This window comes from Mycolicibacter sinensis (assembly GCF_001667945.1).
GTDB lineage: Bacteria > Actinomycetota > Actinomycetes > Mycobacteriales > Mycobacteriaceae > Mycobacterium > Mycobacterium sinense_B.
On the sequence record NZ_LZJK01000020.1, the window covers coordinates 14,573 to 38,847 of the forward strand.

The 24,275-nt window shown below is 65.7% G+C and carries 19 protein-coding genes; 7 read left to right on the top strand and 12 right to left on the bottom strand.

Annotated elements, in window-relative coordinates:
- Positions 1 to 24: 24 nt before the first annotated feature.
- Positions 25 to 1,071, bottom strand: a complete 1,047-nt coding sequence (locus A5694_RS01390) for a beta-galactosidase (RefSeq protein WP_064920063.1) — start codon at positions 1,069 to 1,071, stop codon at positions 25 to 27.
- Entirely contained in the window at positions 1,071 to 1,694 is a 624-nt protein-coding gene (locus tag A5694_RS01395) for a YveK family protein (protein ID WP_065019445.1), read from the bottom strand. The genes A5694_RS01390 and A5694_RS01395 overlap by 1 nt, the downstream gene beginning before the upstream one ends.
- Before the next feature lie 113 nt (positions 1,695 to 1,807).
- Here A5694_RS01395 and A5694_RS01400 point away from each other — a divergent pair, with 113 nt between their 5' ends.
- From A5694_RS01400 to A5694_RS01410, 3 genes are all read left to right on the top strand, one after another.
- A complete protein-coding gene (locus A5694_RS01400) occupies positions 1,808 to 3,013 on the top strand; it encodes a YveK family protein (protein ID WP_065019444.1) in 1,206 nt (401 codons plus the stop codon).
- A 12-nt stretch (positions 3,014 to 3,025) separates the two neighbouring features.
- Positions 3,026 to 4,297, top strand: coding sequence for an O-antigen ligase family protein (locus A5694_RS01405; protein ID WP_064920066.1), 1,272 nt, complete (start codon positions 3,026 to 3,028; stop codon positions 4,295 to 4,297).
- Between the two features lie 261 nt (positions 4,298 to 4,558).
- Complete coding sequence (locus A5694_RS01410; RefSeq protein ID WP_064920067.1) at positions 4,559 to 5,752, top strand: NHL repeat-containing protein; 1,194 nt, start codon at positions 4,559 to 4,561, stop codon at positions 5,750 to 5,752.
- Here the strand turns inward: A5694_RS01410 and A5694_RS01415 are convergent.
- The 7 genes from A5694_RS01415 to A5694_RS01445 are packed head-to-tail and all read right to left on the bottom strand — an operon-like array spanning position 5,738 to position 11,761.
- Positions 5,738 to 6,085, bottom strand: coding sequence for a hypothetical protein (locus tag A5694_RS01415; RefSeq protein WP_064920068.1), 348 nt, complete (start codon positions 6,083 to 6,085; stop codon positions 5,738 to 5,740). The genes A5694_RS01410 and A5694_RS01415 overlap by 15 nt on opposite strands.
- 3 nt (positions 6,086 to 6,088) lie before the next feature.
- Positions 6,089 to 6,805, bottom strand: a complete 717-nt coding sequence (locus A5694_RS01420; RefSeq protein WP_064920069.1) for a nucleotidyltransferase family protein — start codon at positions 6,803 to 6,805, stop codon at positions 6,089 to 6,091.
- Positions 6,802 to 7,764 carry a hypothetical protein gene (locus A5694_RS01425; protein WP_207515891.1) on the bottom strand — a complete coding sequence of 321 codons (963 nt, stop codon included), beginning with the start codon at positions 7,762 to 7,764 and terminating at the stop codon, positions 6,802 to 6,804. The genes A5694_RS01420 and A5694_RS01425 overlap by 4 nt, the downstream gene beginning before the upstream one ends.
- A 17-nt stretch (positions 7,765 to 7,781) precedes the next feature.
- Complete coding sequence (locus A5694_RS01430; RefSeq protein ID WP_064920071.1) at positions 7,782 to 8,759, bottom strand: Gfo/Idh/MocA family protein; 978 nt, start codon at positions 8,757 to 8,759, stop codon at positions 7,782 to 7,784.
- 1 nt (position 8,760) lies between these two features.
- A complete protein-coding gene (locus tag A5694_RS01435; RefSeq protein ID WP_064920072.1) occupies positions 8,761 to 9,618 on the bottom strand; it encodes an SDR family NAD(P)-dependent oxidoreductase in 858 nt (285 codons plus the stop codon).
- A gap of 25 nt (positions 9,619 to 9,643) precedes the next feature.
- Positions 9,644 to 10,591: an NAD-dependent epimerase/dehydratase family protein gene (locus A5694_RS01440; protein WP_207515893.1), complete on the bottom strand. Its 948-nt coding sequence runs from the start codon at positions 10,589 to 10,591 to the stop codon at positions 9,644 to 9,646.
- Between the two features lie 30 nt (positions 10,592 to 10,621).
- A complete protein-coding gene (locus tag A5694_RS01445; protein WP_082952457.1) occupies positions 10,622 to 11,761 on the bottom strand; it encodes a glycosyltransferase family 4 protein in 1,140 nt (379 codons plus the stop codon).
- 189 nt (positions 11,762 to 11,950) lie between these two features.
- On the opposite strand from A5694_RS01445, the gene A5694_RS01450 reads away from it, so the two are divergent.
- On the top strand, positions 11,951 to 12,571 hold the full coding sequence (locus A5694_RS01450) for a hypothetical protein (protein ID WP_131809470.1): 621 nt from the start codon (positions 11,951 to 11,953) through the stop codon (positions 12,569 to 12,571).
- Positions 12,572 to 12,600: 29 nt separating this feature from the next.
- On the opposite strand, the gene A5694_RS01455 is transcribed toward A5694_RS01450, so the two are convergent.
- Together A5694_RS01455 and A5694_RS01460 are read right to left on the bottom strand one after the other, a co-directional pair.
- Positions 12,601 to 13,344 (bottom strand): class I SAM-dependent methyltransferase, encoded by a 744-nt coding sequence (locus A5694_RS01455; protein ID WP_064920076.1) that lies wholly within the window; start codon positions 13,342 to 13,344, stop codon positions 12,601 to 12,603.
- A gap of 90 nt (positions 13,345 to 13,434) precedes the next feature.
- Entirely contained in the window at positions 13,435 to 14,175 is a 741-nt protein-coding gene (locus A5694_RS01460) for an FkbM family methyltransferase (RefSeq protein WP_064920077.1), read from the bottom strand.
- A 232-nt stretch (positions 14,176 to 14,407) separates the two neighbouring features.
- Here A5694_RS01460 and A5694_RS01465 point away from each other — a divergent pair, with 232 nt between their 5' ends.
- From A5694_RS01465 to A5694_RS01475, 3 genes are all read left to right on the top strand, one after another.
- Positions 14,408 to 16,147: a PE-PPE domain-containing protein gene (locus A5694_RS01465; RefSeq protein WP_131809472.1), complete on the top strand. Its 1,740-nt coding sequence runs from the start codon at positions 14,408 to 14,410 to the stop codon at positions 16,145 to 16,147.
- 117 nt (positions 16,148 to 16,264) lie between these two features.
- A complete protein-coding gene (locus tag A5694_RS01470) occupies positions 16,265 to 16,996 on the top strand; it encodes an acyltransferase (protein WP_234786556.1) in 732 nt (243 codons plus the stop codon).
- A 224-nt stretch (positions 16,997 to 17,220) separates the two neighbouring features.
- Entirely contained in the window at positions 17,221 to 17,865 is a 645-nt protein-coding gene (locus tag A5694_RS01475; RefSeq protein WP_234786557.1) for an acyltransferase, read from the top strand.
- A 19-nt stretch (positions 17,866 to 17,884) separates the two neighbouring features.
- Here the strand turns inward: A5694_RS01475 and A5694_RS01480 are convergent, their stop codons facing one another.
- Positions 17,885 to 24,226, bottom strand: coding sequence for a type I polyketide synthase (locus tag A5694_RS01480; RefSeq protein WP_064920081.1), 6,342 nt, complete (start codon positions 24,224 to 24,226; stop codon positions 17,885 to 17,887).
- Positions 24,227 to 24,275: the final 49 nt, after the last annotated feature.

Consider the following 24,275-nt stretch of genomic DNA (forward strand, 5'->3'; position numbering starts at 1 on the left):
GGCCGGAGCTGGCAGCGGCCCCGGTCAGGACTGCACCAACATTTTGATCGCGTCGACGGCGGGCTTGGGTGCGTAGTCGACCGCGTAGAGGCCGAAGTTGAAGTCCGCGTTCGCGGTATCGGGGCTCAGGTCGCGGCTGGTGAACAAGAACGGCGGCCCCAGATAGTCAAGGGGGCTCGCCCATTGCAAGAAATCCACCAGGATCTCGGCTTGGCGTTCACCGGAAACCGCAAACTGCGACGTGCCGGTGGCTTGGCCATACTCAGTGACCCAGATCTTCTTGCGGTCGTCGCCGTGCGCGGCCATCAGCTGATGCACCTGCGCCACGGCGTCACCTCGATGCAGCGGGTCCTCGGTGATCGAATACGGATAGGTATAGGGGTGCAGGGCGACGGCGTCCAGCGTGGCGCCTGCCCCGGCGGCGTAGAGCTGGCGGACGAAATCCACCGAGTCGATCCCGCTGATCGTCGATGACAACCCGCCGGACATCACGATCGACTGTGGCGCGGCGGCGTGGATGTTCACATAGGCCTGCCGCAACAGGGCGGCGTAGCGGCCGACGTCGACCGGCGTGAAGAACTCCGGCGCGTTGGGCTCGTTCCAGATCTCCCAGGCACCCACCGCGGACTTGTACCGATCAGCGATGAGACGGGTGATCTCGCCGAAGGCCGCCGGATCCGCCGGCGGACTGCCGACCGCGTTGGGATCGGCGCCCGGCGCCTGTGCCCACACCGGCGCCGGACCGGATATGCACAGCAAAATGCTGAGTCCGGCCTCGCGGGCGGCCTGCACCGCGTTGTCGCCGGTCGACCAGTCGTAATTGCCAATCGAGGGCTCAATTTTGTGCCACTGCACCATAATTCGGATCCAGCCCGCACCAGCGATGCGGATCGCGTGTGCCTCGTCGAGGTAACCCTGCGGGGAATCGCTCCACATGGTGGCAACGCTGGCCACCCCGAAAGGCACCACAGCCGCACGCACCCGCTGGGAAAGCGGCAACTCCGACGCGAACAGCATCAAGGTCAACACCACCGGCGCCACCGCGATGAGCAGCCGACGACTCGCGTTCATCAGCTGCGCGGCTGGACGAGCTCTCCGCGCGCGGCACGGAGATCCGGGAGTAAACGGCGCTTGACGGCCAACGCCACCGCGAGGCCGACGATCAACCCGGCGATGGCGCCGACGGCGACCCATACCGGGTTGAGCTTCGCCTGCAATGTGGCAGCAGACGCGGCCGCGCGCTGCACCACCGTCACGCCGACCGGTGGCGGGCCACCGCCGAGCGGACGTTCCAGCTCGTTGATCGTCGCGATCAGTTCGTCGGCCACCGCGTTAGCCAGCGTGGCGGCCGAGCCGGAATCGGTGTCATCGACGCCGATGTCCAAGATGATGGTGGCAGGCGGCACGTCGACATGCAGATGCTGCTCCAATACGACCGGGTTGGTGTTCACCCCGGCCCGGCGAACCGCATTGGAGAGGACCTTCGGATCCGATGCCAGCACCTTGTAGGTCAGCACACGTTGCTGGCCGGCCAGCGTCGCCTGGTACACGTCGCTGACGTCGACCGCGTTGGTGGTGACGAACAGCCGGGTGGTTGCACGGTATTCATTGGCGCCCGTCCAGCTGTACAGGGCGCCGGCGCCGGCGCCAACAATCGTTGCCGCAATCAGCAGGACCATATACGGCCTGAGCACAGCCTCTAATCCTACCCACCCGAGACCGTCACCAGTCGAGTTTTCTGTTCACAAGGGTGGCTTGGCGGCGCACAATAACAAGATCTCAACACCACGTCGAAGGCAGGTGGGGTGTGCAGCGCAGCGTCTTCGGCCGAGTCCTCCTGGACAGCAGACGCGCAGTCGCCGTCGCCCTCGTGCTCGGTGCCCTGGCCGGGCTGGCGTATTCGCTGCGCCAGCAGCCGGTCTACACCACAACCGCCCGCGTCATCGTGGTGGCCGATCCCGACCAGAGACCCTTCGGTGATCTCGCCGCACTCTTTCTTTCCCAACGGCGCGCGCGTGACCACCTGTCCCTACTGACCAGCCCGGCCCTGCTGCAGCGGGCGGTCGTCGTTTATGGCCTGCCCACCACCGCAGAATCTCTCAAGGACAATCTGACGATCACGTCGCCGCGGGATACCGCGCTGATCGATATCACGGTCACCGCCCCCACCAGCCAGCTCGCCACCGACTACGTCAACGCCATCGCGCAGGAGTTCGTCACGGCAGCTTCGGAATTGGAAAAGCAGGGGGCCGTTCATGTCCGAGTCGTCGACACCGCCGCCGTCCCGCCGTACCGCTCACGTCCGCGAACGGCCAAGAACATGGTCAACGCCGCGCTGGCGCTGGCGTGGGTGGCGGTCGTAACGAGTTTCTACCGCGCACGGCGCAACCCCAAACTGGGTTGCCTGCCCGGCATCCGCACTGTTGGCGGCGTGCCGGTGATCGGAGCTATCACGGTCGGCGGCCGCGCCCGCCTGGCGGGGCGGCGGTCCAGGCGTCAGCAGGCAGCCCAGCTCAGCCAGGGGGTGGATCGCATCGCCGAGCGGCTGGTCGCGGCGGGAACGTCCGTGGAGCTCGATCTCCCGGAGCACGAAGCCACCCGTCCGCTGCCGGCACGTCCAGCACTGCGATACCTGCGGGCTTGCTTCGGCGACGCTGAGGGCTGGCTCATCGTCGCCGTGAGTCGAGAACCGGACATCGGCAAATACCAGCACAGCCGCTGGGAGGTGCTGCTGAGTGATTTGCTGGCCCTCCGGATCAGCGAATCACGGTTGGCGGCGCACGCGGCGATGTCGTTGGCTGCGGTGGGCACCGCAGCGCGCCCGATGCACGTCGGCATGATCTCGGCGGAATCGCGATGGGACGAAGCACGGCGATTCGCCGACGAACTCAATGAGAACGGCCGACAGGCGGTCTTGGTGATCGTCCACGGGGTGAAGGTCATCGAACGCATGAGCGCCGACGGCCAGAGCGTGGATAGTGCGCCCATCAGGTCACGGTCGACGGTGGGATGACAAGGCGACGCGATGACGCTCCTGATTCTTCTGGCCGCAACAGCGGCGATCTGGATGGCGGTCGGCGACCCGCGCGTCCTACTGCGAGGCGAAGATCGGTTCACCGTCGCGTGGGTGTTCCTCGTCGCTGCCTGGCCCTTCATCACCGTTTATGTTGTGGGCCCGCTGATTTGGGCGTCACCCGACCAGGCCGGTCGACTCTTTCCGGCGCTGCAGTACACACCGGGGGCGATCTGCTCCGTGGTGGGGGTGGTGCGCGGGCTGCGTGATTCGCGCACCCAAGTCAGCCTGCCCGCAGTGCTCACCGGCACCACACTGCTGTTCGCGGCCGTTTCGGTGTGGTTCTCGGGGCGGGTACAGGTGCTCAATTTCCTGATGGCCGGAGCGCTGTTCATGGGCGTCGTCCTCAAACGCGGCGTGACGCCGGTGCGCACGCTGAGCGTGGCCGCCCTGGTGTCGCTGTCCACGATGTCGGCCGCCGTCACCTTCGCCGTTGTCGTCAACCCCGGGCGCGTCTTGACCCATTGCCGCCTCGACAAGTGCGGCGTCGTCACTCAGGTGCTGACGTCATCGTTGTCCGCGAACGGCAATGTGCTGGGGATAGCGACGGTGCTGCTCATCCCGTTCGCGTGCGCGAGCCTGACGCTGCGGCGCTGCTTGGTGCTGCTGACCGGCGTCGGGGCCTTTCAACTGCTGACCATGAGCAGGACCGCGATCTTCGCGCTCATGACGGCCTCCGTCGCGCTGCTGCTCATCAAGTCGAGGCAGAGCTTGCGGTGGCAGCTTGCGGTGGCGTCCACCGCCCTGGCCGTCGGGTTCTGCGCATCGTTCTTTCCGCTCGTGGTCAACTTCAGCGGCTCGTCGTACGCCGAACGCGGCTACGTCTGGCAGGCGGGGCGCGAGGCGATCGGGCAGGCACCGCTCTTCGGTCATGGACCCAGCTACTGGTGGCTGATCGCCCAGAATGCACTTTTTGACGTCAACTATTCGCCGCACAACGGGTGGTACGACATCGTGATCTCGGTGGGCGCCTGGGGAGTGCTGGTCATCGTCGTCGGCGTGATCGTGCAGCTTGCTACGACGGCGAGTGCCGCGCTGCCGTACCTTTTCACCTATTACGCGTGTGTCTTGTCGATCAACGTGTTCGAATCTGTCTACGTTCCATACTTTTTGGGCATTATGCCGATTGCGGCGCTACTTCCGTTGATGCTCTACGAATCCAAGCCGGCCGCCGATCGAGAACGCGAAGCCGCCCTGACGGACGCGTTCGACCATCAGACGTGACGGCGCTTAGAGTAGCGCCCGAGCTGAATTAGAGCAGTCCACCACGCTTGTGGTGCGGGTAGCGGCGCTCAACAATTTCCGGATGGTACGCATACCCGCGACGGCACCCCTGGCGATGCCGCGCAGCCACGCTGCGGCGCCATGAACGCACCACAGCTGCCCCGCTCGTCCGCGCCTGCGCCGAGTCCGAGGAGGGCCTCCGGCCCCCGGTGGTCAAGCACCGCAAGGCATGTAGGTTTGATCGCCGCAGTTCTTGTCTTCGTGGCTCTGTACGCAACCGGCTGCGGCAACAGCAACACGCAGGTCCACACCGAGAAAATCAGCAAGTCCACGTTCAAAGGCACGTGGCCGCTGATCCCGGACTCCGGAGTCCTGGCATGCGAGAGCGGTGCCGTCACCTTCACCTCCACCGCCACCCACGACACCTACGCGGTGAACGCGCTTGCCGCCAAAGCTGCAGGTAAGAACTGGCAGCCGAATCCCGAGCATGTCTGGTTGACCTCGGCCGGTGGACGCCCCGGCACTCGTGCCGCGCTGCGAGCATCGATGTCCGACTTCATCAACGAGGGGCTCCGGTTGTGCGGGCCGCCGTGGGACACCTCGGCAGCAACCGACCAGCCCGAACCGGAGCCGCCGTCGGCCGCGGTCGCCTCCAAGGCCGCCGCCGTGCAGCCTGGCCGTGAGACGACGCAGGTCGAATTACCGTTCACCGACCTGAACAGCCCAGGCGGTCTGGCGGTGGACAAGACCGGCAACGTCTACGTCACCGACAGCGGTAACGCCCGGGTGCTGAAACTGCCGGTGGGGTCGAATAGCCAAGTCACCCTACCGTTCACCGGCTTGCTCAATCCGGACAGCGTGGCGGTGGACACCGCCGGCAACGTCTACGTCACCGACTACGGAAACAACTCGGTGCTGAAGCTGCGGGCCGGGACGGCCACCCAGACCAAGCTGCCGTTCACCGGGCTGAAAGCTCCCACCGGGATCGCCGTGGACACGGCCGGCAGGGTCTACGTCACCGACTACGGCAACCATCGGGCGCTGAGCCTGGCGGCCGGTTCGAAGGCGCCGGTCGAACTGAAGCTGCCGTTCATCGGGCTGAAAGCTCCCACCGGCATCACAGTGGACTACGCCGGCAACATCTATGTCACTGGTTACGGCGCCGCCCAGGTGCTGAAACTGCCGGCCGGATCGCATACCCCGGTTGCGCTGCCGTTCACCGGCTTCACCGGCCCGCACCCACCCAACGGCGTAGCGGTCGATTCCGCGGGTGACGTCTACGTGGTCGACGGTCTTCACCAGCGCGTGGTCGAGCTTCCAGCCAAGTCGACCCGCCAGGTGGAGCGGGTGTTCGGCACCGCCGCCGGCAATTCCCGCGGTGGCGTGGCGGTCGATACCGCCGGCAACGTTTACGTCGCCGACCACTATCGGGTGCTCAAACTACCGGCGCGGTAAACGTGGGGCCGCGGCCTGTTCGGTGGCGGACCGATCGCGGCGCGCGACTCGGCGGATCCTGATCGCCTGACCGAGTGCGAGAACCACTGCCACGCAAGACAACAAGTTCGACATTGTTATCCCCGTCGTGCTGCTGATCGCCAGCAGGACATCGCCTTCCAGGGCCGCGTCGGCGAGTGGCCAAATCAACGCAAACACCAAGACCGCCAGTATCGACCAGCGATCCGGCTTAGCGGCGCACCACGCCATGGACGAGAAGAGCGCATTCATTGCCACGATGCTGTAGAACAGCTGCTGGTCGTTGGAGAAGAGCGAAGCGACGGCAGCAGACATGGCTCATCCTTCTCGGTGGATTCGGCGCAGGTGCGCATCCGTCTCGCGCAGACCCGCCAGCGAGCCGATTTCGTAGAAGCGTTGGCACACCTCGAAACCCGCCACGGCGTCCTGGTGAACGAGCGTGCACAACACGTCGGCCAGATCGGACTTCTCCCCGGCCGGCACCGCCTCGAGTGCCTGGCGGCGCAACAGCAGCAGTCCGAAGTCGATGTGCTTCATGGCGGGGTCGGCGCTCTTCTTGTCGTAGGCGAGGATGCGGCCGTCCCGGAACAGCACGTTGCTCTTGTCCCACCTGTCCTCGTTGCGGCACACAGTCATCAGCGCCGGTCTTGCGTCCGACTCGAACGACGCCCAGATCGGACGCAGATCCAGGTCGAGGTAGGAGTCCCCGTAGGTGACAAAGAAGACATCGCCCAGCCGCGCGCTCGCGTTCTTGAGGGCGCCCGCGGTGCCCAGGAGCCGCTGTCCGTCGAAGGACGTGGCAACCGACAAACCGAACGCCGATCCGTCCCCGACGAAGTCCTGCACGGCCACGCCCAGATGCCCAAGGCACAGCACGACCTGCGAGAGCCCCTGTCGTTTGAACAGCCGAAGTTGGTGGGCGATGAAAGGCTCACCGGCCACCTCCAGCATCGACTTGGGCACCGACCCGGTCAGAGGCCGCATGCGCGTGGCCAGACCGCCGGCCAGGACCGCCACCGGGGGAAGGCCGGTCATGACGCCACGACGATCTTCGTGCCCTCGAAGTCGAACCGGAACCGCACCTCCTGCATGCCCGCGCCCATCAAGGCGTGCCGCAGGCGAACCTTGTCCTCGGCGTAGAACATCAGGAATCCGCCGCCACCGGCGCCGATCAGCTTCCCCCCCACGGCGCCGTTGCGGAGAGCCAGTTCGTACCAGTCGTTGATCGTGGTGTTCGACATCGAGCCGGACCGCCGCTTCTTGAATTCCCAGTGCGTGTTCATCAGACGGCCGAACTCGTGGAGGTCCCCGCTCTCCAGGGCGTCGCGGCTCTTGAAGCCGAGCTCCTTGACGAAGTGCAGGTTCTGGAGCATGTCGTCGGCCTTCTTCTTGCTCTGATCATCCTGCTCTTTGAGGATCGACGACGCGGCGCGGGAGTAGCCGGTGAAGAACAGCAGCAGGTTGTCTTCCAGGTTGTACAAGGTCTCCGTCGACACCTTCAGTGGGGCGGCCTCCACCTTGCCGTCCCGGCGGAAGGTGAAGCACGTCAAGCCTCCATAGGCCGCGATGTACTGGTCCTGCTTGCCTATCGGGTCCTTCAGGAGGTCCAACTCGATGTGGCAGGCCTGCTCGGCCAGCTCCTCGGGATGCACCAGGTTCTTCTGGTAGGTGTGCAGCGTCTTCAGCAGCGCCGTGGTGAAGCTGCCCGACGAGCCCAGGCCGGTGCCGGCCGGTATGTCGGCCATACTGGTCAGCTCCAGGTTGGTTTCGTTGATTCCCAACATCTTTAGCGCCTCACGGATGATGGGGTGCTGGATCTGGTCAGCCGACGGCACCAGCTCCATCTGGGAGTACTTGATGATGATGTCGTGCCCGAAGGTCTGGTGCAGCGTCAGGTAAACGTACTTGTCGATGGCCGCGGCCACCAGGAAGCCTTCATGATCCCGGTAATACGACGGCAGGTCGGTGCCACCGCCACCGAGGGAGATACGCAAGGGACTTCGGCTGATGATCACGGCGTGTTCGCCCGGTAGATCGCGTCGACCACGTCCAGCGCCTTCAAGGCATCCTCCACGCCGCCGCAGCCGGCCCCGCCCGTCTCGACGGAGCGGGCGAAATCGGCGAATTCCAGCGCCCAGGACTGGTCCGGGCCCGGGAACTCATGGATGACGGTCTCGGGCGGCCCCATCTGCGGCGACATCCGGTAATAGGACAGTCGCTCGGTGCCGTAGCTGCCGCCCAAGCCTTCCACGTGCAACTTGCCGGTCTTGCCGTACAACTCGAACGAGAAGGTGTTCTTCCACTCCGTCCAGCTCACGTGCAGCCAGGCCATCTGCTGCGCCGCCGTGCGCAGCGCCATGAAGCTGTTGTCCTCGACGGGCATGTCCCAGAAATAGGTGTGGGTGAAGCCCTCCACCCGGGTGAAATCGCCCAGGAACCACCGCGACAGATCGATCAGGTGCATTCCTTGGTCCAGTAGCTCACCTCCGCCTGCGATGCGCGGGTCCGCGCGCCACTCCTTGTCATAGCCGACGCGGCCGCCGTGGCCATAGCGCGCGCGCACAAACATCAGCTCCCCCACGGCGCCGCCATCGACGTACTCCCGTGCCTTCCGGAACGCTGGGTGGAACCGGTGGTTGAAGCCCACCTTGACCACGACCTGCTTGCGTTGAGCCGCCGCCGCCAGCGGCGCCAGCTCGGCGGCGCTCCGCGCGCCCGGCTTCTCGACCAGAACGTGCTTGCCTTCCTCGGCCGCGGCGGTGGCAACCGGCGCCAGAAGGTGGTGCGGTGTGGAGACGAGCACCGCATCCACGTCCGCGCGGGCTACCGCGGCCCGCCAATCGGTCAGCGCAGTGGCCCCGGGGTGCAGCGCTGCTAGTCCCTGGGCCTTGTCGGGATCAGCGTCGACGGCGGCGGTCAGGCGGTGAGCACCCAGCAGCTTCGCGCGCTTGTGCCCGATCAATCCACAGCCGACGATCGCGACGTCCATCTCAACCCCAGTCCTCGCCACGGTCTTGGGGCACGATGCGGCGCAGCGTGTAGATGTCGCTCTCGCCCAGCACCGCCGCGTGCGCGGGCAAGGTGTCCCACGGGTCCCACACGGCGCTGATCAGCTTGCCGGTCAGCCCGTCGGAGGCCGCGGACGCCAGAAACACACACAGCGCCGCGGCCCGGTCCATCGATGCCCCACCTTCCTCCTTCTGCTTCACCGACTTCCGGTAGTAATCCGCCCCCACCTTGTCCGCGCCGGCGGACAAGACCTGTTCCAACAGCCGCGTGTTGAGGGCCCCTGGCGCCACGGCGTTCACGTCGATGCCCTCCTGACGGACCTCCTCGGCCAGGGTCTCGGTGAACCGGACCACCGCGGCTTTGGATGCCGCGTAGGCGCTGATGCGCGGCATCGGCGCTGTGGCGCCGCCGCCCGACAAATTGACGATCTTCCCCCGCCCGGCGCTCTTCATGTGCGGCAACGCGGCCCGGCACGGAAGCACCGTGCCCAACAGGTTGATCTCGACTGCCCGGGCCCATTCGCCCCAGTCCACATCTTCGAGCAGGCCCATCGGCCCGTACACGCCCGCGTTGTTGACCAGTACGTCCAAGCGCCCAAAAGCGTTGAGGGCAGCGCTCACCAAGCGCTCGGCGTCGTCGGGCCGGGATACATCCGCCACGGCAGCCAGAACCCTGCAACCGGTGCCGGCAGACAGTGATGCACGAGCATTCTCCAGGGCTTCTTCCCCGCGGCCGCAGATCAGCACGTCGGCCCCCTCGGCCGCGAAAGCCCGAGCCACGGCCAGCCCCAGCCCCTGGCTGCCCCCGGTCACCACGGCCGCGCGCCCGTCCAGCCTCATTGCGACATTCCCGGACGACCGGTCGTCACGATGAGCGCCTTTCCAGCACCCAGCGGTTGGCCTCGAGATAGGTCAGGGTGCGCAAGACGGCCTCCCGGATGGTGAGCGCTGGCGCCCAACCCAAGGAGCGAATCTTCGTCGTGTCCAAGAAGATGAACGGATTGTCGCCGACCCAGCCTCTGTCGCCGCCAGCATATACGCGCTGGGGTGACAGCCCCAGGGATTCGGTGATCCAGCCGATGGAGTCGTTCACCTCGCAGTACTGGTCCGTCCCGAGGTTGAAGACATTGACGTTGTCGCGTGCCCGCTGCAGCGCGGTGAACATGGCCGAGATGCAGTCTTGGATATAGAGGTACGACTTCCGCTGCTTGCCGTCGCCCAGCACCGGCAGCTGGCCGGGGTTGTCCAGCAGGCTTTTGTAGAAGTCGAACACGTGACCGTGGGTGTAGCGCTCGCCGAGGATGGAGACGAAACGGAAGATCCAGCCCTGGAACCCGAAGCCTTCGCAATACGCCGAGATCAACCCCTCGCCGGCCAGTTTGGAGGCGGCGTAAAGCGAGGTTTGCACGGGAAACGGACAGGCTTCGGGCGTAGGGATCACCGCGGCCTCCCCGTAGACGGAGCCGGTGGAGCTGAAGACGATCTTCTTGATGCCGTTGGCCCGCATGGCTTCCAGCACATTGTGGGTGGCGATGGTGTTCTGTTCCAAGTCCTTTCGGGGGTGCCGGGTGCCGAAGCGCACATCGGCGTTGGCGGCCAGGTGAAAGACGATGTCCATCCCGCTCATGGCCCGGGTCAGGGTCGTCTCGTCCAGCACGTCGCCCTGCACGAAGGAAAACTTTGCCGACTTCCGCGCCTCGGACAGGAACTCGTCGATCCCGGTGGACAGGTTGTCGTAGGCCACCACTTCGTCTCCGCGCTGCAGTAACCGGTCCACCAGGCTGCTGCCGATGAATCCCGCTCCGCCGGTCACGAAGGCCTTCATTCGCCGGTCCCTTGCCGGTTAACTTCCAGCATTTCGCTGAGCCGCCACTGTTTCCAGGATCTTCAGAGTCTTTTGGGCAGTCGTCGTCCACGAGAACGCGTTCACGCGGGCTTTGCCCAAGCGGACCAGCTCAGCCCGGCGACCGGGAACGGTAAGGACGTCGGCCAGCCCGCGGGCGATCGAGGCCGGGCTGGTGGGATCTACCAGCTCGGCGGCGTCACCGACCACCTCCGGCAGGCTGGACGCGTGGGCCGCCACCACAGGACAACCCAGCGCCATGGCTTCCAGCACCGGATGCCCGAACGTTTCGTAGAGCGACGGCATGACGAAGACGTCGGCCCCGGCGTAAAGATTCTCCAAGTCGTCCCGCGGCACTCGGCCTGGAAGCCGCAGCGCATCGCCCACGCCGAAAGACCGGGCGTGGCGGGACAAGTCATCGCGCGTCATTCCCGGGGTCTCGCTGCCGACGATCACCAGTGCGTGCGGAAATCCGTCCTGCCGCAACACGCTGAACGCCTCGATGAGGCGCAACGGGTTCTTGTAGGGATAGAAAGCCCCGACAGACAGGATGTAAGGCCGGTGGGAGTTCGGCGCCGGGCAGCCCATCTCTTTCGGGGGGAAGATGAGGCCATGGTGGACCGCATGGACCTTCCCGGGATCCGCGTCAAGCCAACGGATCACGTCCTGTCGGGAATGCTCCGATACGGTGATCACCGCATCCGCCTGGCGTACCGCCCTGGCCACGCCCCAGCGCAGGTAGTTCCGCTGCAAGAAGCCGTACGACTCCGGGACGAACTGGAATTGCGTCGACTGAATCACCACCGCCGAGGGCATGCCCACCGCCGGCGGCAGGGTGTTGCACAGACCCAGGTAGACATCGCCACCCGTGCGGCGAATGACGGAAGGGTAGGCAGTCCGTTCGTAGAGAACCCGACCGAGCCGGCGTCGCGGCACCGAACGCAGATGCACAATCTCAAGACGCGGATCCGGGGGAAGGTCGAAGATGGCGTTCCAGTCGGGTGTCAAGAGCACAAAGTGATGCTGACCGGCAACCTGCAACATCGCCGTCAGCAAACTCTCCAGATACGTCCGCATCCCGCCGATAGTGCCGGCAGACGTGGAGTCCCCCGGGGAAACATTATCGATGACGATTCTCATCCCAACATATGCTAACCGGCGCCCACAGTTTCCGAAACAATTCACCCATTATGGGTGGCTCCTTGCCGTGATCGCTACCATGCGGCAGAAAGGACAGCTGATGCGCGCAATTCGAGCTGCCGCGCCGCTGACCAAAACGCGCGGCTGCGGTCGCCAATGAGCGACCGGTACGTCGCCGGTGCGGCGCGGTTGAACTTCCACGGTGTTCCGGATGGCCCGGCACCTGAAAACTTCGGTCCCGGCCCAGCCTTGCTGACCACCAACCCACCCGATGACCGGCCGACGGAACTGCGAGTCATAGACGGCAAGCTGACGAACGAGTCCACGGTCGATGGTCGCGCGGCCGGCTACTACACGTCGGCGAGCTTGGGAGCGCCGATCACCGTCATCGGTGCTCGCTGGGCTTTCACCCCACGGGGCGGGACTTCGGGCGCACTGGCATTGTTGGTCTCTCAGCACCGGCTGCGCCCGGGGTTTCCGGTGCATCTGGTCATCACGCCGGAGGTGTGGACCTTCGGTATCTGGCCGCCCGATCGCGCGGCGCCCGACGGGCTACAGACCCTGCAATGGCAGCATTTCCCGGTGCCGCTCAAACAGGACGGCGAGCACATCTACGAGACGCAGGTCGAGCTGCGGGGCCAGCGAGCGATCATCGATCTACCGGACGGCCGGCAGCAGATTATCCGGGATCGCCGCATCGCCGACTGGGCGGGACCGTTCGCCACATTCGAAATATCCCTGGAGCACGGCTTGACGGATTCACGGGTCGGATTCACCGAAATCTGGGCAGACAGCATTCGGCCTCGGTGAGCACCCAGGCCGGCTGAGAAAATTCACGACTAGCGTTTTCTGATGTAAATGAAAAGTGTTGGTTGCAGCACCGCCGGCAAAAATTTATGCGCCCACTTGAACGACCGATACAGGGAGGGGCTACCGAAGTGGTAGCACGGCTCAGAGGCCCAGCCTGCGGTGAAGACCTCCGCGCCGCCGCCGAATGCTCTCCGAAGGGCCCGCCGCGTGTTCAGGCGATAGCGCGTGGGGAAGACATCTTGCGACTTGCGCTCCGGCTGCACCCTTTTCAGCGCACGTACGTGTAACCGGTTGGGTACCAGGCGTGCTCCCAGTGCGATGTAGCCCAGCTTGTTCGGTGTGACAGCTGTGATCCAACCCCCCGGCTTGACGATTCGCAACAACTCGTGCGCAACATGATCCGGGTCGTCGACATGCTCGAAGACGTGTCGAGCCACGATGAGGTCGAACTGGTTATCGGGGTACGGCAACGCCCCCTCGGGGCGTATCACCTCGGCGTGGTCCAGATAGGGGTTGTCGAGGACGACGTCATCGACATCGCACCCGTATAGCTGGGCGCATCGCCCCTTCAGATTGCTCAGGTAACGCCGATATGGCACCGTGTCATCCACGATCGGCTCGCCGCGCCCAGCGCCGAAGTCAAGTACCCGATCGGTTGGCCGGAGCAACGCAGCAATCTGGGTGAAGAATACGACCGTGCCGTCGACATGGCTGAAGCCGCCGACATTGCATTCCGGATAAAAGCGCTCCAGCAATTCTTCGGTCGTCGCCATCGCGCCAGTCTAGGACCCAGCCACTAGCACGATCCCTCGTTTGATGAGCATCCTGCGCAGCCGCAAATAACTACGCTTACGGGCTGGACATCATTGCGGCGCACCGTGCTGCCGGTCTGGACTCCTCTTGAACAACATGTCGGTCTGGATGGTTCGGCCACGCTCATCGCTGACGGCTCCGTAGCTGCGGACGAGCGCGTAACCGCGCGCACCCAACCAGCTCACCAGGTCATCGGCCAGCACCTGCCCTGCGTAGAGCTCCATGAACGAGCCCTCGGCGCAGATGTAGGCGAACTTCTCCAGCAGCTCTCCGCACGCGCGCAACGCCTCCAGCTCGTAGCCCTGGACGTCGAGCTTCAGCAATGCCGGCGCCACGATGGAGTTGCCGTCAAGGAACTCATGCAGCGGACCGGTCCGGACCGTCTCGGTGCGTACTTCGTTGGTGCCCCGGAAAATCCGCCCCTGTGTGGCGGTGATCGGCAGCAGAGAAGACGAATCATCGTGGCCCGACACGTGCATGGTGGACCGTCCGCTCTCCGGAGCCAGCGCGGCGTGATGAAGCGTGACCCGGCGCTCCCCGGCAAAGACCCGGCGAAAGCGAGCTGCCGGCACCGCAAGCGGCTCCAGCGCGACGATTGTCGCGGCCGGAAAGGCGTGCAGGGCAAAGAGCGAAAACTGGCCGCGATTGGCGCCGACATCGATCACGGTACGCAGCTTGAGCCCACCCAGCGCCGCGGCGTGTTCAACGGCCGCCGCAACCCCATGCCGCAACAACGCCGCGCGATAAGTCCGCACCCGCAGGATGGCAATCAGCTTCGCCGAGCGCCTCATACAGCGCCGCCTTTCCCGATCGCCCCGGCTGCCGCCGGCCAACGCCGAGCCCATCGACGCGGCCCGCCGAGGTCACCGCAGTTTTGGCGATGAATTCCTGCGACGCTACCACCACCGCAACGCGCACAAAGCTGCATCGGACGCGATGGTTCGGTGCCGGTCAAGGCTCCTTCGAGCGCTCAACGAATTCGGGTAGCGGAATCGCGGAGGCCAATAGCGCTGCGGTCCCGTTTTGACCGCGAAAACTGCGCACAGAGTAGCGCAAGGGAACCATTGTGGCGATTGTGACGATTGGGATATCACGGTCAACAACTGGGTCGCCGCGCGCTGCTCAACGCGGACCTTTCTAAGGGAACAATTCAGCAAATCTGATTACCGCGAAAGAATCAACGCACAGTATCAATCCGAGCCACAGGTCGGGGGAGGTCTGATGACGGCTCTGCGACAGCATTCGCCGGTTACCGCTCCGGTGGCGGCGGCGTGCACTGTCGCGCTCGGGCTGACGTCGATGCCGACGTCGGCGTTCATGGTCGGGGCGCAACGGCTCATCGCCGACGTCGAACTGGTGGCCGGTGCCGGCTTCATCATGGGCGGCACCGGCAACCCGGAGCCGGACCCGGTCTATCAGGGTGATGTGGCGAGTCTTTACCTGCAGCCCACCTCGCCGTTGTTTTCCGGTCAACCGGTCTTCGATACGTACAGCTTCCAAGGCCTCAGCACCCCGGAACAAGCTTGTCCGACCGCCTGTTTGCCCCCGCCGAACCCGCAGCTGAATTTGGTCGACTCGCTGACCCAGGGCCAGACCCAATTGACCAACGCACTCGTGCCGCACCTGCAGGCCGGCGAGAACGTGGCGGTGTTGGGCTATTCGCAGAGCGCTGTCCTCGCCACCCAGGTCATGAACAGCCTCATCAGCAATCCCGCGGGGGCCGGCCTGACCACCGGCGAGCTGAACAACCTGCACGTTGTGCTGCTCGGCGACCCCAATAGTCCGGTTGGCGGCGTCCTGGACCGCTTCCAATTCCCTGACAGCAGCCACGCTTTCGGCTCAAACCCTGCGCCGCAAATCCTTCCGTTCGCGGGTATCCCGCTCAGCATTCCGCCGACCCCCACCGATACCATCCCGACAGTTATCTACACCGGCGAGTACGACGGTTACGCCAATTTCCCGCAGGACCAGCTGAACTTCCTGGGCGGCATCAACGCCATGATCGGCATTCAAACCGTGCACAGCTTCTACCCGAGCTATACGCCGGAGCAGGTTGCAGCGGCCATTGATATCGGCACGATCGGCGACACGAACTTCTACATAATTCCCCAGAACCTGCCGATCCTGCAGCTGGTGTATGCCGAGGGGCCCGCCGGGCAGGCCCTCGGCGATTTCTTGTCGCCGTGGGCCAGGTTGTTCATCGACTGGGGCTACGGCAACGCCGGCGATCCGGCGGTCGACGGGCTCTACCCCATCCCGGCCGGGCCCGGTATCTCGGGCGGCAGCCCCTTCCAGCAGGACTTCGGGGTGGCCGGGGGACCTTGGGCCGAAACACCGCTCGGCGAGCTCTATGGCTCCGACGGCATGCTGCCCGCCGGGACCGACGTCGCCGGCTTCGGCATCGCCGGGTTCTTCGAGAAGATGGATCCGCTGCAGATGCTGGCCGGGCTGGACAACGCTTTCATCCAGAGCATCGTCGGCCCCTGGGTGGACGCCGAGGTGGCCGCCGGTGGCCCGCTGTCACCAAGCGAGATCGACACAATCAACGGCGTCATCGACACATTGCAGAACATCACCGGCTACACCCTGATCAATTCGATCGACCACGCGCTGCTCACGGCATGGAACGACGCGGCGAATGCGATGGGGCTGGGTGACGTCATCGGACCGGACGCCGTGCTCGATGGGCCGTTGATACCCGGCCAGGGCCTGATCGACCTGACGGGAGCCGCATTTGACGTCTTCCACTTGTTCGGGGCATAGCCGAGCCGCCCCAACGGATGAAGGGAGCCTCAGTTAAGCGCAAAGAATTCTGCCCGCTATCGCTACCGCCGCGTGTAGCCACAATGATATTCTGGTCAGATTGAAGAAGCCCGAAAATTGGAGGAGGCCGTGCGAGATCGTCGGCCCAACAAATTACTCTCGTTGCTTACCTGGCTGTTACCGAACAGCGGCTTCAAACTGTGGGCTTTGAGGGCTTTGGGCAACCACATCGGACATAATGTCGTCCTCGGGCCCAACCTCGTCCTCAATTGCGGGCGCTTCTCGATTGCGGACGGCGCGGCGATCATGAACTTCAACATCTTCAAGCAGCTCTCAAGTGTCGAGCTGGGCCCGCAGAGTTCCATCGGTCGATTCAATCAATTCACCGCGGCCCCCGACTATCAGCGGTACAGCCCATGGGTGGGCAAGCTCTCCCTCGGTGGGTCGTGCCTGATTACGAACCGTCATTATGTCGACTGCTCGGGTCAGGTCATTCTCGAGCCATTCTCAGGCATTGGCGGAATCAAGAGCATAATTCAAAGCCACGAGGTCGATCTCGCCGACAACACGACCAACCCCGGGCGGATCGTCCTGCACCGGAATGCGGTAACCGCGACCGGTTGCATCCTGCTCAAGGACTCGTGCCTGCCGGAGCGGTCGGTGCTGGCGGCAGGGTCGGTGCTTACCAAGGCGAAGGAGGGCCACGACATGCCGGCCTCCAGCCTCTACGGCGGTGCGCCCGCGCGTTTCATTCGCGAGCTCAACGAAATCGACTGGTGGGATCGTGCCGAGACCAATACTGCGGTCGCCCCGTTCGACGACGCAAAACTTCAACTTCGCGCGGAGTAATGTAAGCGAGCGAGTCATTGCGAATTTTTGACCGATCCGATAGAAAGCTCGCGCCGCGGCCCAGGCTCAGCGCGGACGAAATAGTGCAGACAACTTCTCCTGCCACACGCACAGTGCTACGGTCATCGCATCGACCGGCGGGGATCGGAGGGGCCGTGTCAGATCATCGACCTAACAAGTGGCTTTCGCTACTGGCCTGGCTCTTGCCGAGCAGTGGTTTCAAAATGTGGGCGTTGAGGGCTTTGGGCAACACTATCGGCCACGATGTGGTTCTCGGGCCCACCGTGGTGCTCAATTGTGGCCGCTTCACGATCGCCGATGGCGCAGCGATCATGAGCTTCAACATTTTCAAACAGCTCTCCGGCGTCGAGCTGGGTCCGCAGAGCGTGATCGGCAGATTCAACCAATTCACCGCGGCCCCCGACTATCAGCGATACAGCGCACTCGTGGGTAAGCTCATCGTCGGCGAATTCGGATACATCACGAACCGGCACTACATCGATTGCTCCGGGCAAGTCATCCTTCGGCCATATGCCGTCGTGGGCGGGATCAAGAGCACCATCCAGAGTCACGAGGCCGATCTTGTCGAGAACACATCGAAGCCGGGCCGGATCATCTTGGGGCGCAACGCGATGACCGGGACGGGTTGCATCCTGCTCAAGGACTCATATCTGCCCGAGCGATCGATCCTCGCGGCGGGTTCGGTGCTCTCGAGGGCAAAAGACCGCGACAGCATGGCGGTCTCCGCGCTTTACGGTGGCGCCCCCGCGCGTTTCCTGCGAGAGATCAAAGACTTGGAGTTCTGGCATCGCGCTTACAACTACACGCCGGTGGTCGCTTTCGACGACGAAGAGTTTCGTCTGGCATAGCCACCGGGCTTGCCGGCACTCAGCGGCCGGCGATCAGCTGGTCACCGAGCCGGGAGGCCAGCGAGAAGATCCCTCCACCGCGGCTCAGTTCCAGTGTCGAGATGCCCAGGTCCAATGTGACATTGATCCGGGCGCGCAACTCCACAGCCGACAGCGAGTCCAGTCCGAGGTCGGGTAACGGCGTGTGCCGGTCGATCGAGTCGGCCGGGATCGCGAGCACCTTGCCCACCTGTTCGGCCAGTAGGTCGGTGAGCGTCTCGACTCGCTGGTCGTCGGGCATTGCGGCAAGCTGGGCGCGCACCGAATCGGTTGCCGCCGTGGAACCTTTGGCGGCGTTCACCTGGCCGGCAAACCTCGGGGTGCTTGCCGATGCCGGGTGCATCGCCCCCCACACCGCCCAGTCGATGTCGACGATGCTCACCTGGGTCGGTTTCAATCCGATCGCCACGTCCAGGTACTCGTTGGCGGCGTCCAGCGGGAGCAGGCGCAGACCGTTCAGCGCCAGGGAGGTCGAGATCTCCTCGGTGGAGGTGGCCATCCCGCCGGCGAGCGCTCCCCAGTTCACCGATAGCGCGGCCCGCCCCGCGCGGACCAGGTAGTGGGCCAAAGTGTCCAGCACGGCACTGGCCGCGGCGTAGCTCAGCTGCGGCACCAGACCGACCTGGCTGCTCACCGAGCTGTACAGGACGAAGTGGTCGAGTTCGGTTTCGGCCAGGGCCTCGCTGAGAATCAACGCCCCTCGCGCCTTCGGACACAGCACCGAGTTCAGGCCGTGCGGGCTGAACTCGCCGACCGGTTCATCAGCCAGGACGCCGGCGGCGTGGTACACGCCCCGCAGCGGCGGGCCATCGGACAGCCGTTCGAGCAGGGCGACAACGCTGGCCATGTCTGCCACGTCGACCCGTTCCACCCGTACGTCGCAACCGGTGGCGCGCAGGGCGGCCGCCGCAGCCTGCTGGTCGGCGCTGGACACCCCGCGGCGGCCGGCCAACACGATCCGGCCGGCGCCTTTGGCAGCCAGCCACCTGGCGGTGGCCAGCCCCAGCGCCCCGAGACCCCCGGTAACCAGATAGGTCGCGTCGGGCCGGATGCCGGCGGCCGGCCGCGCCGGCTTGATCGGCGGTGCCGGCTCGGCAAAGTCCAGCACGATCCGGCCGAGGTGGGTAGACCGGGCAACCTGGTCGAAGGCATCGGCCACCTGTGAGACCGGCATGATCCGGGTGGGCAGGAGCTCGTATTCCCCGAGGCGCAGCAGGCCGAGCACTTCCCGGTGTACCTGGCGCAGCAGATCCCTGCGGTGCGCCATCATCCGATCCAGATCGATGGAGGTCACCGAGAGGTTCTTGTTGAAGACCGCCAGGTCGACAAGCCGGCCCGCGAAGATCTCGGTCTTGCCGATCTCGACCACCCGGCCGAACTCGGCGGCCACCTCCAAGTTGGCCACCACCGCCTCACCCGGGGCGCAGTTCACCACGATGTCGGCGCCGTGTCCGCCGGTGATTGCGCGCACCTCATCGATCGCCGAGAGCGCGCGGGAGTCGACGACGTATTTGGCTCCGAGCGTTCGAAGCAGTTCGGCTCGTTCCGGGGTGGACGCGGTCGCGATCACCCGAGCACCCGCCTTGGCAGCGATCTGCACCGCGGCCATCCCGACACCGCCCGCGCCGGCAGACACCAATACCCAGTCGTCGGGTCCAAGGTGGGCGGCGTGCCGGAGCGCGTAATGGGCCGTCATCAGTACCACCACCGACCCGCAGGCGGCGATGGGCAAGCCGTCGGCGGGTTCCATCGACCCGGCGTCCACCGACGTGGTGACGTAGCGGCTCGCCATCCCCGGGATGGAGACCAACAGCGACGTGCCGGCGGTGACGTCATCGACGCCGGCACCGACCCGGGTGACGACCCCGATACCCTCCATCCCCACGCCCAGCCCGAAGTGGGTGCCGGCCAGCTCGTTCGCGCCGAGCACACCGAGCACCTTCATCGGATCCTTGAAGTTGAGCCCGATGCCGTCGATGCGCAGTTCGATCTCACCTGGCCCGGGGGCCCGCCGCGGGATCGCCCGCAGCGCCAGGTCGGCGAGTTGCGCGGATTGCGGCACGTCGATCTCGAAGTTGGCCTCCGCGTCATGCAGCAGTCGGGCTTCTTCGAGCGCTTGCAGCCGACGGGGAAGGCTGGCCTGGTTGACGATCACCATCCGTCGGTCATGGCGCAGCGCGACCTCGTCCGCGTCATCGTGTGCGTGGGCACCGCTGACCAACGACTCCAAAACCACGGTGGTGAGCTGACTGTCGTGGTCGACGTCGATCAGTCGCCAATTCAGCAGCGCCTGCTCGTTGCGCAGTACCCGGCGCGCACCGACGAGCGCCGCGGCCGCCACATCCAGCGGCTGCTGGTCACCCGGCACCGGCAACGCCCCCCGTGTGATCACCAACCCGTGTAACGGCAGCTCCCGGTCCTCGCGCATCGCCTCGTCGTACACGTTCTGCATCGCACGGGCTGCGCCGGCGAGCATCGCCGGCAACTCGCCAACCCGCAGCATCGTGTTGGGCGACGGTTCGCCGTCGCCGGTTGCCGTCGCCGCGATCACGGTGACCACCATTGGGCGGGTGTCGTCGCGGTCGTCAGCCAGCACTCGGCGCAGTTCGGCTTCGGTATCAGTGCAGATGCGTTCCGGGTCGCCGCCGCGGATGACGAGTACTTGCTGGGCGCCGCGTGCGGTCGCGTAGTCCAGGGCCCACCGGGCCGACTCCTGGCCCGCCGCGACCACCAGCACCCGCTCGGCGGCCGCGGTCTGGTCCTGGCCGCTGCAGTCGCGGCCCTTGCGCGGCTCGAAAACCGGCTCAACCCAATGCCGTTCGAGTTCGCTGAGCACCGGTGGACGCGGACTGATCGGCCGGAACTGGGCTCGGTGCAGCTCGAGCACCACGTGGCCTTCGGGATCGGTGAGCACAACATCGGCGACCAGGTCCGCCTCGCCCGGCTGTGGCGCAACGCGGGTGACGCCGACGATGACCTGGTCGGGGATAGCGGCGAACTGGCGAACATGCTGGATCGCGGCGGGCACCACCGCCCCGCCGGCGGCGGCCGCACCGGCATCGGCCAAAAGGGCGACGGACTGCAGGGCGGCGTCGAGCACGACCGGATGAGCCTGGTGGTTGGAGGTCGCGACACCGGCCCCGTCCGCGTCGATACGCGCCACCACCTGCGTGCCGTTCGCCCAGACTTCCACGATTCGCCGGAACGACTGCCCGTAGCTCAGGCCGCGGTCGGCCAGCTGCGCATAGACCTCGTCGGCGGTGACGGCGGCCGCGCCGGCGGCCTCGGTCACCGCAAGGGTCGGCCGCAGCAGGGCGTCGATGATGCGTCCACTGGCATTACGGGTCCAGCTGGTGGCCGAACCGCTTCGCGAGCTGACCGCAAACCGGCCGCTGGATGACTCCACCGTCAGCCGCATGGTCGGGATCTCGGTGTCTTCCACCACCAGCGGCGCGATGAACCGGACGCCATCCAACGCCGGTGCAGCCCGGCCCGTGGTGTGGGCCGCCGCGGCCAGCGCGGCATCGAGGTAGGCCGCTCCCGGCAACACCACCATGCCGGCGACGACATGGTCACGCAGCCAGGGCAACCGAGCGCTTGCCAACTCGGTCCGCCATTCGGGCTGACCGGCGTCGGTGAGATCACCGGGCAGCACCCGGGCGCCACCGGTGCCCAGGTAGCCGTCGACGACCGGCTGTTCCATCGACCACAAACGCTGCCGCTGGAACCGGTGCGCCGGCAGCGGACGATGCGCGGGGAGGCCATCGCAGGCCCCGGGAGCACGCTCGGTGCTCAGGGCGCCCGCAACGTAGAGCTCGGCCAGGGTGGTGCGGATGCTGACCGCGTCCTCGGTGTCGCGGCTGAGCGTCCCGATCGAGGTTCCGGTGACACCCTCGTGAAGCAGGATCTCCCGGATGTTGCCCGACAGCACCGGATGCGGGCCGACCTCCACAAACACCCGCGCGCCGGAGTCGCTCATCGCAGCGATCGTGTCGGCGAATCGCACCGGCCGGCGAACATTCTCCCGCCAGTACTCGGTCCCCCAGTCCGGTCCCGTTACCTGGGTGGACGTCACCGTCGAATACAACGCGATACTCGGCGTCTTCGGTGCCAGGCCCGCCAGGTCCCGACTCAGCTGCGGCAGCAGCGGATCCAGCAGGTGCGAGTGGTAGGGCACGTCGACCCGGAGCTGCCGGGCGAACACACCCAGATCGGTCAGCTTCTCCCCCAATTCCCCGATCGCCGACTGGGTTCCGGCCAGCGTCACCCCCGACGGGCTGTTCACGGCGGCGATGCACACCTCGGCGCGGTCGGTGATCCACTCCAGCACCTCCGCTTCGCTGAGCCCGACGGCGAGCATCCCTCCCAAACCGGCGGCCTGCGTGGCCAGGCAGGAGCGGTAGTAGCTGACCTTGACCGCGTCGTCCAGGCTGAGCATGCCGCTGACGTAGGCCGCGCTGACCTCGCCGACACTGTGCCCGACGACGGCCTGCGGGTGGACCCCGTAGTGCGCGAGTTCCGCGGCCAGGCCGATCTGTACGAGAAAGTTCGCCGATTGCGCGACAGCGGTGCTGGTCACCCGGGAATCGGCCTCATCCCGGCGCAGTTCGTCGATCAGCGACCAGCCGGACAGGTCGGTGAACAACTCGTCGATCTCGGCTGCGGCGCAAGCGAAAGGTCCACCGGCGGCGAGTAAGTCGCGGCCCATCCGCCACCACTGCGGGCCCATCCCGCTGAACACGAAGACCGGGGCGGTGCCCTCGGTGACGGTGCGGCCACCGGTCGCCGAGCCGTCGACCACCGACGCCAGCTGGGCAAGCAGGTCGTCACGATCGCCGAACGGTACGGCGAACCGGTAATGGTGGTGCGATCGACGCGACCACATGGTGTCCGCCAAGGTAACCGGGTCCACGGTGGGATCGGCGACCAGCGGCAGCAATTCCTCGGCCAGCCGACGGGCACTGTCGGCGTTACGCCCCGACACCGGCAATACCCGGGCCGGCGGCGTCCGGACGATCGCCTGGGTTCGGTTGGCTGCCTCCACCAACACCGCGTGCGCGTTCGTGCCGCCGTAGCCGAAGCCGTTCACCGACGCCGCCGCTATCGCGTAGTCGGCCGGGAAGGGTTCGGCCTCGGTGATCACCCGCAGCCGGTGCTCGGCGAACGGTATGGCCGGATTCAGCCGGTTCAGGCTGGCCTGAGGCGCCAGCTGGCGGTGGTGCAGGATGAGTGCGGCCTTGATCACGCCGGCGACTCCGGCCGCGGCTTCAAGATGGCCGATCGAGTTCTTGATCGATCCGACGACCAGGTCGGTGGTGCGGCCCTCGACGCGCCCCAGGGTCTCGCCAAGAGCAGCCATCTCCAGCGGATCGCCGACGGCGGTGCCGGTACCGTGCGCCTCGACGTAGCCGATTTGCTCGGGGCGCAGACCTGCCGCGGCGGTCACCCGCCGGATGAGCTCAGCCTGCGCGGTCGGGTTGGGCACCGTGATGCCCGACGTGCGTCCGTCCTGATTGACACCGGTGGCCCGGACAACGGCGTAGACCCGGTCGTGATCGCGGGTCGCGTCCGCAAGCGGCTTGAGCACGATGATCGCGGCTCCTTCGCCCCGCGCGTAGCCGTCGGCCGCGGCATCAAAGGTTTTGCAGTGGCCGTCAGCGGAGAGGAACCGGCCCTTGCACATCTCGACGAATGTCTCCGGGGTCAGCATCGCGTTGACCCCTCCGACCAGAGCCAACTCGATCTCGCCGCGAGCGATCGCCTGGGTGGCTTCATGCAAGGCGACCAACGAAGACGAGCAGGCGGTGTCGATCGTCATGCTCGGCCCGCGCAGGTCATACACGTAGGAGATCCGGTTGGACAGCATGGTGAACGAGCCTGCGGTGGCGGTGTGGGAATTGATCGCCGTCCGGCTGATCGACTGGCGGCGGAGTGTCATGTTGTCGGCGGTGAAGCCGCCGACGTAAACGCCGACGGGCCGGCCGGCCACTCGGCCGGACACCCCGGCATCGTCCATCGCTTCCTGGCTGACCTCGAGGAGCAGCCGCTGCTGCGGGTCCATGATCGCGGCCTCGCGCGGCGAGATCCCGAAGAATTCGGGATCGAAGTCCCACAACGATTCCTGCAGAAACCCGCCGCTGCGAACGTACATCCGGCCGGGCATGTCCGGCTCGGGGTCGTAGTAGCGGTCCAGCCGCCACCGATCCGCGGGTACCTCGATGATCCCGTCGCCACGGGCGAGCAGGAATTCCCAGAGCTGGTTGGGACCACTCACTTTGCCCGGCAACCGACAACCGATGCCCACGATGGCCACGTCAATCATTTCGATTCCTCTCGCTGCTGAAAGGGGCTTCAGCGTGAATGCCTTTGCG